The following is a 13080-nucleotide window of genomic DNA, read 5'->3' as shown; positions in this document are numbered from 1 at the left end:
ACACCGGCGGATGTCGCGATCCGCCCCTGATTCGCGCGGGCGACCACGCCCGGGTGGAATCATGGGTTCGCGGCATCCGCCGCATTCCGGAAGGCGGTGAGGCGATGACCGACTGGCAGCTCGCGCTCGACTCGTTCTGGCCATTGTTCTGGGGCGGCATCAGCGGCACCATCCCGCTCGCGGTGGCCTCCTTCGCGCTCGGCCTCGTGCTGGCGCTCGGCGTCGCGCTCATGCGCCTCAGCCGCAACCGGGTGCTGAGCGGCATCGCGAGGTTCTACATTTCGGTGATCCGCGGCACGCCGCTGCTCGTGCAGCTGTTCGTGATCTTCTACGGCATGCCGTCGATCGGCATCACGATCGACCCGTGGCCGAGCGCGATCATCGCGTTCTCGCTCAACGTCGGCGGCTACGCGGCCGAGGTGATCAGGGCGGCGATCCTCTCGGTGCCGAAGGGGCAGTGGGAGGCCGGGTACACGATCGGCATGTCGCCCGGCACGACGCTCACCCGGCTGATCCTGCCGCAGGCGGCACGCGTCTCGGTGCCGCCGCTGTCGAACACCTTCATCTCGCTCGTGAAGGACACCTCGCTCGCCTCGCTCATCCTCGTGACCGAGATGTTCCGGGTGGCGCAGGAGATCGCGGCGTTCAGCCGCGAGTTCCTGCTCATCTACATCGAGGCGGCGCTCATCTACTGGCTGTTCTGCCTCGTGCTCTCGAGCGGGCAGAACCTGCTCGAGAAGCGATTGGACCGCTATGTCGCCCACTGATCCGCTCGCCCCTGCAGCGACGCCGGATGACTCGGTGCTGCTCTCGGCACGGGGCATCCGCAAGTCGTTCGGCGACAACGAGGTGCTGCGCTCCATCGACCTGGAGGTGCGGCGCGGCGAGGTCGTCGTGCTCATCGGCCCGAGCGGTTCGGGCAAGACCACCGTGCTGCGCTCGCTGAACGGCCTCGAGACGCCGAGCGCCGGCACGATCGACTTCGCCGGCGGCCCGGTCATCGACTTCGCGGCACCGGTGCCGAAGGCCCAGCGCTACGCGCTGCGCGACCGCTCGGCGATGGTGTTCCAGCAGCACAACCTCTTCCCGCACATGACGGTCATCGAGAACGTCATCGAGGGCCCGGTGCGCGTGCAGAAGGTGCCGAAGAAGCAGGCGATCGCCGAGGCATCCGCCCTGCTCGACCGCGTAGGCCTCGCCGAGAAGCGCGACGCCTACCCCTTCGAGCTCTCGGGCGGGCAGCAACAGCGCGTCGGCATCGTGCGGGCGCTGGCCCTGAAGCCGCAGCTGCTGCTCTTCGACGAGCCCACGAGCGCGCTCGACCCCGAACTCGTGGGCGAGGTGCTGCAGGTCATCAAGGAGCTCGCCGACGAGGGCTGGACCATGGTCGTCGTCACCCACGAGCTGAGCTTCGCACGGCAGGCGGCCGACGAGGTGCTGTTCATGGACGGCGGCGTCGTCGTCGAGCGCGGCGCGCCCGGCGCGATCTTCACGAACCCGACGCACGAGCGCACCCGGCGCTTCCTCGACCGCATCCTTCGCCCGCTCGAGGACGACGGCGAGGCTCCGCCGCTCGAGTAGCGGAGCGGGGCACGCCGCGGCGGGACGGCTAGCGTTGGAGCATGGCCCGCTCGCGACGCACCAGCGCTGAGGAGACCAGCGCTGACGAGGCGAAGCGGATGCAGCGGGCCAGGCGATGGCTCGGGGTCTTCCGCCTGCTGATCGCGGCCCTCGAGATCGTCGCGCTCATCGGCAACTTCCAGTACGTGCTCGGCTTCCGGCTCTTCGCGACGGCGAACTTCTTCAGCTACTTCACCGTGCAGTCGGCGTTCGCCGCGGTCGTGACGCTCGGCATCGCAGCCGCCTTCGCCCTCTTCACGCCGCGCGACCCCGCCTGGCTCGGGATCCTCCGCACCATGGTCACCGTGTATGTGCTCATCTCGGGCATCGTGTTCGCCGTCATCGTCGCCCAGGCTTCGACGCGCGACTACCGCATGGAGGTGCCGTGGTCCGACACGGTGCTGCACTTCATCGTGCCGGCGCTCGCCCTCATCGCGTGGACGACGGACGCGATCATGGCCGTGAACCCGCGCGTGCCCTGGTCGACCGTCGGCTGGGTGCTGGTCTTCCCGTCGATCTGGCTCGTCTACACGCTGTTCCGCGGGGCGGACGTCGGCTGGTATCCGTACTTCTTCCTCGACGAGGCGCAGGTCGGCGGGCCGATGGGCGTCGCCGTCTACTGCCTGCTCGTGCTCGCGATCTTCGTCTCGCTGACGGCCGGGCTCGTCGCGATCAACCGGATGCTGTGGCGAAGGGCGCGAGCGCGCCCAGCACCTCGGCCTGGAACGCCGGATCGTCGAGCTCCTCGAGTCGAGTCGCCTGCACTGCAGCGATGAGACCCATGAGGACCGGTTCGCCGGTCGCGAGGCCGACGTCGATCCAGGTCGCGACCGGGGAGGTCTCGCCGACGACGGTGAGCACGTTCGGGGTGGCGAGGTCGGGGGAGCCAGGGGCATCCGGCGCTCCCGCGACATCCGTTCGCCAGAAGGCCTCGTCGAATCGCAGCCACACGGTGTCGAGGAGTCCCATGCCGAGTACCGCGATCGCCCGCTGGTGCATGAGCGGCAGCGCCGGGCTGAAGCGCACGGTGTCGGTCTTCAGCACCCCGATCGGAATGGTGACGACGGCGCGATCGGCGGTGAGGGACTCGCCGGAGTCGAGACGCAGGCTGACCCGGCGGTCGGTGTACGAGATCTTCGTGACGACGCTCGATACGGCGATCTCGAGCGGCTCGGCGAGTGCGTCGACGAGGTCGGAGAACCGGCCTGTCACGAGTTCGCCGAGCTGACCGACGCGGTCCGCGTCGTACTGCCCCGCCGAGATCACCGAGGTGATCGCACCGGTCGTCGGCGCCACCCCGCTATTGATCGAGTGCGCGAGCCAGTCGGCGGGGCTCACGCCCGCGTCGTCGGGCACGGCCGAGAGCGGCGTCGCGCCCGAGCCCGTCAGCGCCGTCGCGAGCGACACGTCGTTCGGCTGCACCGCGGCCCACTCCTGCGCGGTCGCGATGGCGTCGGGGCCCGTGGGCGGGATCGGCAGTCGGAGACCCGTCGTGGTCGTCGCCGAGACGTCGGGCGCGAACGGCACAGTGTCGACGGATGCCTCGTGCAGCGCGTCGATGAGATCCTCGTCGTCGCCCGTGAACACGCCGCCGAGTTCGACAGGGGTTTCGAAGCCGGTGGCATCGGTGCTGTGGATGCGTCCGCCGAGCCGGTCGCGAGCCTCGAGCACGACGACCTCGAAGCCCGCATCGACGAGGGCTCGTGCGGCCGTCAGCCCCGCGAGTCCGGCCCCGACCACCGCCACGCGTTCGCCGGCCGTGCCGAGTCGGGCGATGTCGGCGGCGGCGCGGATGCCCGAGGCGCGCGCACCCTCGAGCGTGCCGGGGTGGTCGGGGTCGGTCGCCTCGCCGGCGATGACGAGCCGGCTCTCGACCGGCTCGGCGAGCGCCTGCCGAAGCTCGGGCGTGCTCCCGACGGAGTCGAAGCTGAACGCGCCGCGCGAGAAGGGATCGGCACCCCAGCGCGAGCGGCGCATCGCCGTCGGCAGGGGCACGCCGTTCGTCGGCGCGGGCGGTGCCGTGGTCGGGGGCGCCGTCGTGGGCGGCGGGGTCGGGCTCGGTTCGGGCCAGGTGCAACTCGCGAGCGCGAGTGCCGCGACGCTCGAGAGCGAGGCGGCGATGAAGGTTCGCCGGCCCATGCCGCCGGGCGCCCCCCGTGAATCCATGGGATTCAGGCTAGCCGACGGCCCGGCACCAACCCCGGAACGACGAGATGCAGGGGACCCCGTGGCACCGGGCTCGAGAGCCGTGTGCCGCCGGATCCCCTGCATCCGGCAGGGCGCGTCAGCGGGGAACGCGTCAGACGACGTAGCCGTCGGCGATCGTCAGCGCCTCGTCGATGATGTCGAGCCCGCGCACGAGCTCCTCCTCGGTGATGACGAGCGGCGGTGCCACGTGCATCCGGTTGAAGTGGATGAACGGCCAGAGTCCCGCCTGCTTGCAGGCGGCGGCGACGGCCGCCATCGGCGCGGCATCCGCCCCGCTCGCGTTGAAGGGCACGAGCGGCTCGCGCGAGGCAGGGTCGCGCACGAGTTCGATCGCCCAGAACAGTCCGGCACCGCGGATCTCGCCGACCGACGGGTGCTTCGCCGCGATCTCGCGGAGGCGCGGCTCGACGACGCGCGAGCCGAGGTCGCGCACGCGCTCGAGGATGCCGTCGCGCTCGAACACCTCGAACGTCGCGACACCGGCGGCGCACGCGAGCGGGTGACCCGAGTACGTGAGCCCGCCCGCGAAGGCGACCGTGTCGAAGTGCCCGGCGATCCTCTGCGAGATGACCACGCCGCCGAGCGGCACGTAGCCCGAGTTCACGCCCTTCGCGAAGGTGATGAGGTCGGGCACGACGTCGAACGCGTTGACCGCGAACCACTCGCCGATGCGGCCGAAGCCGACCATGACCTCGTCGGCGATGTAGACGATGCCGTACTTGTCGCACAGCGCGCGAACGCCCTGCAGGTAGCCGGGCGGGGGCACGAGCACGCCGTTGGTGCCCACGATCGTCTCGATGATGATCGCCGCGATGGTGTTCGCGCCCTCGAGCACGATGAGCTGCTCGAGGTGCGCGAGCGCGCGCTCGGCCTCCTGCTCGGGGGCCTCCGAGTGGAACGACGAACGGTACGCGTACGGGCCCATGAAGTGGGCGACGGACCCGTCGGAGGGCTCGTTCGCCCAGCGGCGCGGGTCGCCCGTCAGTGAGATCGCGGTCGCGGTGCCGCCGTGGTAGCTGCGGTACATCGAGAGCACCTTGCGGCGACCGGTGACGGCGCGCGCCATGCGCACGGCGTACTCGTTGGCGTCGGCGCCGCCGTTGGTGAAGAACACCTTGTCGAGGTCGCCGGGGGCGACCTCGGCGATGCGACGGGCGAGTTCGCTGCGGACATCCGACGCCATCGACGGCTGGATGGTCGCGAGGCGACCGGCCTGCTGCTGGATCGCGGCGACGAGGTCGGGGTGCTGGTGCCCGAGGTTCAGGTTCACGAGCTGCGACGAGAAGTCGAGGTACGCGTTGCCCTGGTAGTCCCAGAACGTCGAGCCCTCGCCAGCGGCGATCGGCAGCGGGTCGATGAGGGCCTGCGCGCTCCACGAGTGGAAGACGTGCGCTCGGTCTTCAGCGCGGACCTGGGCCTCGGCGGCGGCGTCGGGCAGCGGATGCACGGTGCCGAACCGGTCGGTGTGGACGGCCTCGGTCTCGGCGGTGATGGTGTCGGTCATGGCGCTGCTCCGATCAGTGGTTCTGGGGGAAGCCGAGGTTGATGCCGCCGTGTGCGGAGTCATTGCGGGTGGCCGGGTCGATCCAGCGGGCGGTCACCGCCTTCTCACGGGTGAAGAAGTCGAAGCCGTGAGCGCCGTAGGCCTTCGCGTCGCCGAAGAGCGACTGCTTCCACCCGCCGAAGGAGTGGTAGGCGACGGGCACCGGGATCGGCACGTTGATGCCGATCATGCCGACCTGCACCTCGTTCTGGAAGCGGCGTGCTGCGCCGCCGTCGTTCGTGAAGATCGCGGTGCCGTTGCCGAACTGGCCCGAGTTGATCAGGTCGAGGCCTTCGTCGTAGGTGCTCACGCGAACGACCGAGAGCACCGGGCCGAAGATCTCCTCGGTGTACGCACGCGAGGTGGTGGGCACGTTGTCGATCAGGGTCGGACCGAAGAAGAAGCCGTCTTCGTGGCCGTCGACGGTGAACCCGCGGCCGTCGACGACGATCGTCGCCCCGTCGGTCTCGGCGATGTCGACGTAGGAGGCGACCTTGTCGCGGTGCACCTCGGTGATGAGCGGGCCCATGTCGGGTTCACTGAGGGTTCCGTCACCGGCGTCGACGCCGGCGCCGTTGCCGATCTTCAGCTTCGCGATGCGCTCGCTGATCTTGCCGATCAGCTCGTCGGCGACCGGCTCGACGGCCAGCACGACCGAGATCGCCATGCAGCGCTCGCCGGCGGCGCCGTACCCGGCGTTCACGGCCTGGTCGGCGACGAGATCGAGGTCGGCGTCGGGCAGCACGAGCATGTGGTTCTTGGCGCCGCCAAGGGCCTGGACGCGCTTGCCGTGCTTCGACGCGGTCTCGTAGATGTACTGGGCGATCGGGGTCGAGCCGACGAACGAGATCGACTGCACGATCGGCGAGGTGAGGAGGCCGTCGACGGCGAGCTTGTCACCCTGCAGCACGGTGAACACGCCGTCGGGGAGGCCGGCCTCCTTCCAGAGCTCGGCGAGCCAGAGCGCCGCCGACGGGTCCTTCTCGCTCGGCTTCAGCACCACGGCGTTGCCGGCGGCGATCGCGATGGGGAAGAACCACATCGGAACCATGGCCGGGAAGTTGAACGGGCTGATGATGCCGACCACGCCGAGCGGCTGCTTCAGCGAGTACACGTCGATGCCGGTCGAGACGTTCTCGGAGTAGGCGCCCTTGATCAGGTTGGGGAACCCGGTGGCGAGCTCGACGACCTCCTGGCCGCGCATGATCTCGCCCATCGCGTCGGAGACGACCTTGCCGTGCTCGGTGGTGATGAGGGCCGCGAGTTCGCCCTTGCGCGAGTTCAGCAGCTCGCGGAACGCGAACATGACGCCCTGCCGCTTCGCGATCGAGTAGCCGCTCCACAGCTCGTAGCCGGCCTGCGCGGACGCGATCGCCGCGTCGATCTCGGCCTGGTCGGCCAGCGCGACCTCGGCCTGCACGGCGCCCGTCGCGGGATTATACACGGGGGCGGTGCGGCCGGAGGTCGACGCGCGCAGCGCGCCGTCGATCCAGTGCCCGATGAGCCGCACGTCGGGGGCTGATGCAGGCGAGGAAGCGGTCTCGGTGATGCTCATGTGCAGGTCCTTCACTGATATGCCCGCGGGCGTTTCGGTACCGACGCCGGACAGAATGGCCGACATTGAGTATGCTTCGTATTCCCAGTGTGACAGAGGAAGAAAGGCGACTCCGGTGGCAGATCGTCGCGAAGATGAGGCGATTCAGACGAACCGTCCGGTGCTCGAGCCCGCCGATGACGGACTCCCGACCGTGCGCGAGATCCTCACGATCCCCGCGGTCGCGCAGGGCATCCCCGAGGTGCTCTCGGGCGGTGACGCGCTCGACGCCCACGTGCGCTGGGCGCACGTCTCCGACAGTGCGGGCGTGGCCCGGCTCCTGAACGGCGGCGAGCTGCTGCTGTCGACCGGATCGGGCTGGCCGACCGATCCCGGCGAGCTCACGGCGTTCATCGGCGGGCTCGTCGACGTCGGCGTGGCGGGCCTCGTGCTCGAGCTCGGCGTGCACTACCGCTACGTGCCCGCGGTCGTCGAGACGGCGGCGCGCGAGCACGGGCTCGCCCTCGTCGCGCTCCACCGCGAGGTGAAGTTCGTCACCCTGACCGAGGCGGTGCACAGCCGGATCATCTCGGTGCAGACGGCGGCGCTGCGGGCCCGCGACGAGGTGCGCGAGCGCTTCACGGCACTCGCCCTGCGCGGCTCACCTCCCGACTTCATCGTGCAGCAGCTCGCCCAGACGCTCGGCGCCGCGGTCGTGCTCGAGAACCTCGCCCACGAGGTCGTCGCCGCCGAGGTGCCGCTCGCCGCCGAGGTCGAGCTCTTCACCCGCTGGGAGTCCCGGTCGCGGGCCGCGCATCGTCGACACGACGAGCAGCGGCGCCTCGGCGGCGGGGCCTCTGCCGACGAGTGGCTGATCGTGCCGGTCGAGGCGCGGGGCATCCGCTGGGGTCATCTCATCGCCCTGCCGGGGCCGGCGCACCCAGCCGGCAGCACGAGCGTGCTCGAACAGGGTGCGATCGCGCTCGCACTCGGCCGACTCGCCGATGGCGCCAGCGACGAGTGGGTGCGCATCGGCCGCCAGCGACTCGTCGACGGCCTGCTCGACGGGCGATTCGCCGGCCTGCCCGCGGCGTCGGCGCGCATCGAGGCCGCCGGCCTGCCACTCGAGGGCGCCCGACTCTTCGGGGTCGTGGCGACGGGTGGCGCGGTGACGGCGTCGGCAGCGGATGCCGCGGCTCGCGAACTCGGCGGGCGGGCGCTCGCCGGGGCGGCGCCCGAGAGCGGTGCCGCCCCGACGGCGACGATCGTGCTGCTCTCGCTGCCGTCCTCGCGCGTCTTCGACGACGCAGCGGTGCGAGCGTTCGCGAGCGCACTGGCCTCGGGTGACGCGGTGCTGCTCGACCGGCTCGTGCTCGCGGTCGGCTCCGAGGCGAGCGGCCTCGACGCGCTGCTGGGCTCCGTGCAGGAGGCGGTCGACCTGGCTCGCGGTCCGTCTTCGCGCTCGGCACGTGGACCGGTCGTGCGGCGTTCCGACGACCGTCCGCTCATGCGGCTCGTGACCGCGCTCCGCGACGACCATCGGCTCCTCGAGCACGGGGAGCGCATGCTCGAGCCCCTCATCGACTACGACCTCGCACGCAAGGGCGACCTGCTCGACGTGCTGGGCGCGGTGCTCGCGCACCCGGGCAACCGCACCGCCGCGGCATCCGCTTCGCATCTCTCGCGTTCGGTGTTCTACCAGCGGCTCGCGCTCATCGGCGATCTGCTGGGGGTCGACCTCGATGACGGCGAGACCCTGACGGCGCTGCACCTGGCCCTGCTCGTGCGGCGGAGCGTCGTGCGCTGAGCGGGTGTCGGACGGGATCGGATCTCTGCTCTACTTGCTATTGACAAGTGCACTTGCAAAGAGCAAGCTAGAGGCGAATCATCCGGTGACCACTGACGATCCCATGGAGGAGATCATGACCGCGACCAGCATTTTCGTGAACCTGCCCACGACCGACCTCGAGCGCTCCAAGAGCTTCTACGAGGCGCTCGGGTTCAGCATCAACCCGAACTTCACCGACGACAACGCCGCGTGCGTCGTGCTCGACGAGAACATCTACTTCATGGTGCTGACGCGCGACTACCTCGCCACCTTCACCGACAAGCAGATCATCGACCCCAAGACGCACGCGCAGACCAGCATCGCGTTCACCCGCGACTCGCGCGACGAGGTCGACGCGGTGCTCGCAACGGGACTCGCTGCGGGCGGCACCGAGCCGCGCGAGGCGCAGGACTACGGCTTCATGTACTCGCGCGACCTCGAAGACCCCGACGGCAACATCCTCGGCTTCCTCTACATGGACCCGTCTGCCGCCGAGCAGGGGCCCGATGCCTACCTGGCCGAGCAGGGCTCGGCCGCGGCGTCGGCCTCGGCCTGACCCGCGACCGCATGGCGACACGCGGGGCGCGCGGCTTCGGCCAGTACGACGGAGTCGCTCGCGCTCTCGAGCGGGTCGGGGATCGATGGGCGCTGCTCATCGTCCGCGACCTGCTCGTCGGGCCGCGACGCTACGGCGACCTGAAGGCTGGTCTGCCGCGCATCCCGACCAACATCCTGAGCGACCGGCTCAAAGAACTGCAGGAGTCGGGCGTGGTGCGGCGCGTGCCGAGCGTGCGCGGCGGGTACGAGCTGACCGCGCTCGGGCGCGGGCTCGAACCGGTCGTCATCGCGCTCGCACGCTGGGGCTGGTCGGTGCTCGGCGAGCCCGCAGAGGGCGAGACGGTCACGCACGACGCGCTCGCGGTCGGCTTGCGCGCCGCATTCCGAGCGGATGCCGCGGCCTCGCTGCCCCCCACCGAATACGTGCTGCACGTCGGCGACGTCTCGGTGTCGGCGATCGTCGTCGGCGGCACGCTCGACGTCGTGCCGGTGGGCCCCGGAGCGCTCCAGCAGCCGCGTCGCCGCTCGGCGTTCGAACCCGTGCCGTCGGCCGTGCTCGAACTGCAGCTCGAGCCGGTCGCGCTCCGCGGGGTGCTGGCCGGCGACGCCGCGGGCACGGGTGCTGTCGTGCTCGCGGGCGACGCCGAGCTGCTCGCGCGATTCGGACTCACCTTCCGCATCGAACCGGCGGGGCCGTCGAACGACGCGTCCTCCGCGGTGGCGGCTTGAGATCTCGGGCCACTGTCTCGAGCAGAACCTGCCCGGTAACGTGATGCGGAGCGCGTCGACCCTGCGCGCTGCGAGACTCCGAGGAGCATTCATGACCACCGACCTCCGCTCGATCGAGACGTCGCTGACGTCCCCCGAGGCGTTCCTCGCCGTGTGCACCGAGAGCAAGGTGTTCGGGGCGAAGAAGAAGGCGAAGGCCGCCTACGAGATCTGGACGACCGCCGCCGACCGCAAGGTCTGGGCGTACCGGGCGCTGCGGGCGCCGGGAGGACAGGGAACCGGGTTCCGCGTCGGCCTGCTCTGGGATCCGACGGTCGTGACGCCCGACTTCGCCGCGATCGAGGCCGCCATCGCCGGCGAGCTGCCCGTGGAACTGGTTCGGAAGAACGAGAAGGAGGTGTGGAAGGCGCGCGACGGAAAGCAGAACATCTTCTTCGGCTGGCGGGGCGTCCAGGGCACCGAACTCTCGCAGTGGTTCCGCACCCGCTTCGGTGTGGACGCGTTCGCCGCCCAGGTCTTCGACGCGTCCGACTTCGACGACAACGTCGCGGTCATCGCACAGCACGACGGCACCGACAGGGTGTGGCTCGTGGCATGCTGACCGGAGACGGTCGGCTCGCCGACCGGCGCCCCGTCGACTTCCACGTTCTCGATGCGCCGTTGGGGCGGCAGGACCTCGCCGCGTACGCGGCCCATCGGGATGGCGCATGGGGCCCGTGGCGGGTCTCCCTACTCGGGTCGGCTGCCTCGATCGGTCTCGGCATCGCCACCGTCTGGCTGTTCCCGCGATTCGGGTGGCTCGTGGTCCTCGTGGGTGGCCTGGCACTCGCGCTCGTCGTCTCGGGCTGGCGCTGGTGGCTCGTCGGATTCTCCCGTTCGGCGCGTCTCGCGCGATTCGCGAATGCGAACGGCTTCGCCTATGCGGACGAGCTCAGGAACGACTCGCGCGCGGGAGTCGGCTTCCCTCCGGGGAAGCAGAACGTCGGCCGCGCCTCGATCTTCGTCGACGGCGCGCACGGCACGTTCCTGATCGGTCAGAACACCATGGTCACTCCGCGGGGCGAGTCGGCCGTCGACTTCCGCAGGCCGTTCCGCTTCGTCGAGCTGGCGCTGCCGGCCGCGGTGCCGCACGTCCTTCTCAAGAATCGACGCTCGCGCATCCTGCCGATGATCGACGGCGCAGCACCGAATTCGGTGCGGCTCGGGCTCGAGGGCGACTTCGACCGGTCGTTCACGCTGTACTGCCCGAAGGGCTACGAGCGCGACGCGCTGTACCTCTTCACGCCGAACGTCATGGCGGCGCTGCTGGACGTCGCCCGAACGGCCGAGGTCGAGCTGGTCGACCGGCGCATGTACGTCTACCTCCCCGCGCGAACGCCGGTGTGGACGCCGGACGGGATGCGTTCGGTCTTCGACCTCGTGGAGTTGCTCGGCAGGCGCGTGCACCGCAATGCGGTGCGATACGCCGACGATCGCGCGGAGGAATCCGGCACGGTCGCCCAGGCCGGGTCCAGAATCCGCACGGCCGGCCGCTTCACCGGCCTCACCGTGATCTGGCTCCTCACGATCGTGGTGTCGACGGGACTGATCCTCATCGGGCCCGCGCTGCTCGCCCGTTCCTGACGTCTCGGACTCCGGGAACGGCGGCGCCCGTCGTCTCGCGCCGCGACTACCGCGCGACGAAGGAGAGCCGGCGGTTCGCGAACTCGCCGATGCCGACGGGGCCCATCTCGCGCCCGAACCCCGAGCGCTTCACGCCGCCAAAGGGCAGCTCGGCCGCCTCGGCTGCGATGACGTTCACGTGGGTCATGCCGACCTCGAGCCGTGAGGCGACACGAGCTGCACGTGCCTCGTCGGTCGAGAACACGGAGCCGCCGAGGCCCAGGTCGCAGTCGTTGGCGAGCTCGAGCGCCTCCTCGTCGCTGTGCACGCGGTAGACCGTCGCCACGGGGCCGAAGATCTCCTCGCGGTACGACTCCGAGTCACGGGGCACGCCCGTCAGCACGGCGGGGGAGAAGTAGGCACCGGGCCCGTCGGACAGTACGCCGCCGGCCTCGAGCGTCGCGCCGGCGGCCACGGCCTTCTGCACCTGGGCGTTCACGGTCTCGGCGGCGGCGCGCGAGGACATCGGCACGAACTGCCCCTCGCCGAGGTCGAGTTGGTCGCCCGGCTCGAGCCCCTCCGCGAGACGGCGCAGTTCGGCCACGAACTCGTCGTAGATGTCGTCCATCACGATCAGGCGCTTGTTCGAGTTGCACACCTGGCCGGCGTTGTAGACGCGGAAGTCCCAGGCCGCCTTCGCGACGCTCGCGACGTCGTCGGCGTCGAGCACGACCATGGGGTCGATGCCGCCGAGCTCGAGCACGCACTTCTTGAGGTGCTGTCCGGCCTGTGCGCCGATGATGGCGCCGGCCCGCTCGGAGCCCGTCAGCGAGACGCCCTGCACACGAGGGTCGGCGATCATCGTCGCGATCTGGTCGTGCGAGGCGAACACGTTCTGGTAGCCGCCGACGGGGATGCCGGCCTCCTCCATGATCGCCTGCACCGCGAGCGCCGAGCGCGCGCAGATGTCGGCGTGCTTCAGGATGATCGTGTTGCCGAGCACGAGGTTCGGCGCCGCGAAGCGGGCCACCTGGTAGTACGGGAAGTTCCACGGCATGACGCCGAGCAGCGCGCCGACGGGCAGGTGCTCGATGGTCGCCTTGCCCGGGATCGTGCTCGGGATCTCCTGGTCGGTGATCAGGCCCGGGCCGTAGACGGCGTAGTAGTCGATGATCGAAGCGGCGAACTCGACCTCGTCGGCCGACTCGGCGAGCGACTTGCCCATCTCGACGGCGATGAGTCGCGCGAGCTCGTCCTTCCGCTCGACGAAGAGCTCCGCGACTCGCTTGACCGCCGCTGCGCGCTCCTGCACGCTGCGGTCGCACCATTCGCGGTAGGCGGTGTCGGCCGTCGCGAGGGTCTGCTCGATCTCCGCGTCGGTCGCTGCATCGAACGACTCGACGATCTCGCCGGTCGCAGGGTTCTGAACTCGGTACTTCGCCATTCTCTGATCCTCCT

At 70.3% G+C, this 13080-nt stretch carries 12 protein-coding genes; 8 read left to right on the top strand and 4 right to left on the bottom strand.

Annotated features, from left to right (window positions below):
* Nucleotides 1-104: 104 nt before the first annotated feature.
* From ASD23_RS02380 to ASD23_RS18740, 3 genes are read left to right on the top strand one after another with little or no spacing between them, the layout of a single operon-like run.
* Entirely contained in the window at nucleotides 105-767 is a 663-nt protein-coding gene (locus ASD23_RS02380; RefSeq protein ID WP_056005743.1) for an amino acid ABC transporter permease, read from the top strand.
* Complete coding sequence (locus tag ASD23_RS02375) at nucleotides 754-1581, top strand: amino acid ABC transporter ATP-binding protein (RefSeq protein ID WP_056005740.1); 828 nt, start codon at nucleotides 754-756, stop codon at nucleotides 1579-1581. The genes ASD23_RS02380 and ASD23_RS02375 overlap by 14 nt, the downstream gene beginning before the upstream one ends.
* A 41-nt stretch (nucleotides 1582-1622) precedes the next feature.
* A complete protein-coding gene (locus ASD23_RS18740) occupies nucleotides 1623-2396 on the top strand; it encodes a Pr6Pr family membrane protein (RefSeq protein ID WP_129231193.1) in 774 nt (257 codons plus the stop codon).
* On the opposite strand, the gene ASD23_RS19380 is transcribed toward ASD23_RS18740, so the two are convergent.
* From ASD23_RS19380 to ASD23_RS02360, 3 genes are all read right to left on the bottom strand, one after another.
* A complete protein-coding gene (locus tag ASD23_RS19380; RefSeq protein ID WP_162248720.1) occupies nucleotides 2293-3786 on the bottom strand; it encodes a flavin monoamine oxidase family protein in 1494 nt (497 codons plus the stop codon). The genes ASD23_RS18740 and ASD23_RS19380 overlap by 104 nt on opposite strands.
* A gap of 133 nt (nucleotides 3787-3919) precedes the next feature.
* The gene (locus tag ASD23_RS02365; RefSeq protein WP_056005735.1) at nucleotides 3920-5332 is read right to left on the bottom strand and encodes an aspartate aminotransferase family protein; all 1413 of its coding nucleotides are present in this window, start codon (nucleotides 5330-5332) and stop codon (nucleotides 3920-3922) included.
* A gap of 13 nt (nucleotides 5333-5345) precedes the next feature.
* The gene (locus ASD23_RS02360) at nucleotides 5346-6926 is read right to left on the bottom strand and encodes a CoA-acylating methylmalonate-semialdehyde dehydrogenase (RefSeq protein WP_056007680.1); all 1581 of its coding nucleotides are present in this window, start codon (nucleotides 6924-6926) and stop codon (nucleotides 5346-5348) included.
* Between the two features lie 115 nt (nucleotides 6927-7041).
* Between ASD23_RS02360 and ASD23_RS02355 the strand changes: the two genes are divergently transcribed.
* The 5 genes from ASD23_RS02355 (at nucleotide 7042) to ASD23_RS02335 (ending at nucleotide 11643) form a co-directional block, all read left to right on the top strand.
* Nucleotides 7042-8712: a PucR family transcriptional regulator gene (locus ASD23_RS02355; RefSeq protein ID WP_327019771.1), complete on the top strand. Its 1671-nt coding sequence runs from the start codon at nucleotides 7042-7044 to the stop codon at nucleotides 8710-8712.
* A 115-nt stretch (nucleotides 8713-8827) separates the two neighbouring features.
* Nucleotides 8828-9289, top strand: a complete 462-nt coding sequence (locus tag ASD23_RS02350) for a VOC family protein (protein WP_056007674.1) — start codon at nucleotides 8828-8830, stop codon at nucleotides 9287-9289.
* Nucleotides 9290-9300: 11 nt separating this feature from the next.
* Nucleotides 9301-10020, top strand: a complete 720-nt coding sequence (locus tag ASD23_RS02345; RefSeq protein WP_056005732.1) for a winged helix-turn-helix transcriptional regulator — start codon at nucleotides 9301-9303, stop codon at nucleotides 10018-10020.
* Between the two features lie 91 nt (nucleotides 10021-10111).
* Nucleotides 10112-10621 carry a hypothetical protein gene (locus ASD23_RS02340; RefSeq protein ID WP_056005727.1) on the top strand — a complete coding sequence of 170 codons (510 nt, stop codon included), beginning with the start codon at nucleotides 10112-10114 and terminating at the stop codon, nucleotides 10619-10621.
* A complete protein-coding gene (locus ASD23_RS02335; RefSeq protein WP_056005720.1) occupies nucleotides 10615-11643 on the top strand; it encodes a hypothetical protein in 1029 nt (342 codons plus the stop codon). Before ASD23_RS02340 ends, ASD23_RS02335 begins: the two co-directional genes overlap by 7 nt.
* 46 nt (nucleotides 11644-11689) lie before the next feature.
* Here ASD23_RS02335 and ASD23_RS02330 read toward each other — a convergent pair whose 3' ends face one another.
* Nucleotides 11690-13066 (bottom strand): NAD-dependent succinate-semialdehyde dehydrogenase, encoded by a 1377-nt coding sequence (locus ASD23_RS02330; RefSeq protein ID WP_056005716.1) that lies wholly within the window; start codon nucleotides 13064-13066, stop codon nucleotides 11690-11692.
* Between the last annotated feature and the right edge of the window lie 14 nt (nucleotides 13067-13080).

It is taken from the genome of Agromyces sp. Root1464, assembly GCF_001427265.1.
Taxonomy (GTDB): Bacteria; Actinomycetota; Actinomycetes; order Actinomycetales; family Microbacteriaceae; genus Agromyces; species Agromyces fucosus.
Note: the sequence above shows the minus strand (reverse complement) of the source record. Positions and strands in the feature narration are given on the sequence as shown.

Bases quoted from the DNA above. Each gene is read 5' to 3' on its own strand.
- ASD23_RS02330 (WP_056005716.1), bottom strand. From the start codon at position 13,066: ATGGCGAAGTACCGAGTTCAGAACCCTGCGACCGGCGAGATCGTCGAG.
- ASD23_RS02380 (WP_056005743.1), top strand. From the start codon at position 105: ATGACCGACTGGCAGCTCGCGCTCGACTCGTTCTGGCCATTGTTCTGG.
- ASD23_RS02375 (WP_056005740.1), top strand. From the start codon at position 754: ATGTCGCCCACTGATCCGCTCGCCCCTGCAGCGACGCCGGATGACTCG.
- ASD23_RS02340 (WP_056005727.1), top strand. From the start codon at position 10,112: ATGACCACCGACCTCCGCTCGATCGAGACGTCGCTGACGTCCCCCGAG.
- ASD23_RS02335 (WP_056005720.1), top strand. From the start codon at position 10,615: ATGCTGACCGGAGACGGTCGGCTCGCCGACCGGCGCCCCGTCGACTTC.
- ASD23_RS02360 (WP_056007680.1), bottom strand. From the start codon at position 6,926: ATGAGCATCACCGAGACCGCTTCCTCGCCTGCATCAGCCCCCGACGTG.
- ASD23_RS02365 (WP_056005735.1), bottom strand. From the start codon at position 5,332: ATGACCGACACCATCACCGCCGAGACCGAGGCCGTCCACACCGACCGG.
- ASD23_RS18740 (WP_129231193.1), top strand. From the start codon at position 1,623: ATGGCCCGCTCGCGACGCACCAGCGCTGAGGAGACCAGCGCTGACGAG.
- ASD23_RS02350 (WP_056007674.1), top strand. From the start codon at position 8,828: ATGACCGCGACCAGCATTTTCGTGAACCTGCCCACGACCGACCTCGAG.
- ASD23_RS19380 (WP_162248720.1), bottom strand. From the start codon at position 3,786: ATGGATTCACGGGGGGCGCCCGGCGGCATGGGCCGGCGAACCTTCATC.
- ASD23_RS02345 (WP_056005732.1), top strand. From the start codon at position 9,301: ATGGCGACACGCGGGGCGCGCGGCTTCGGCCAGTACGACGGAGTCGCT.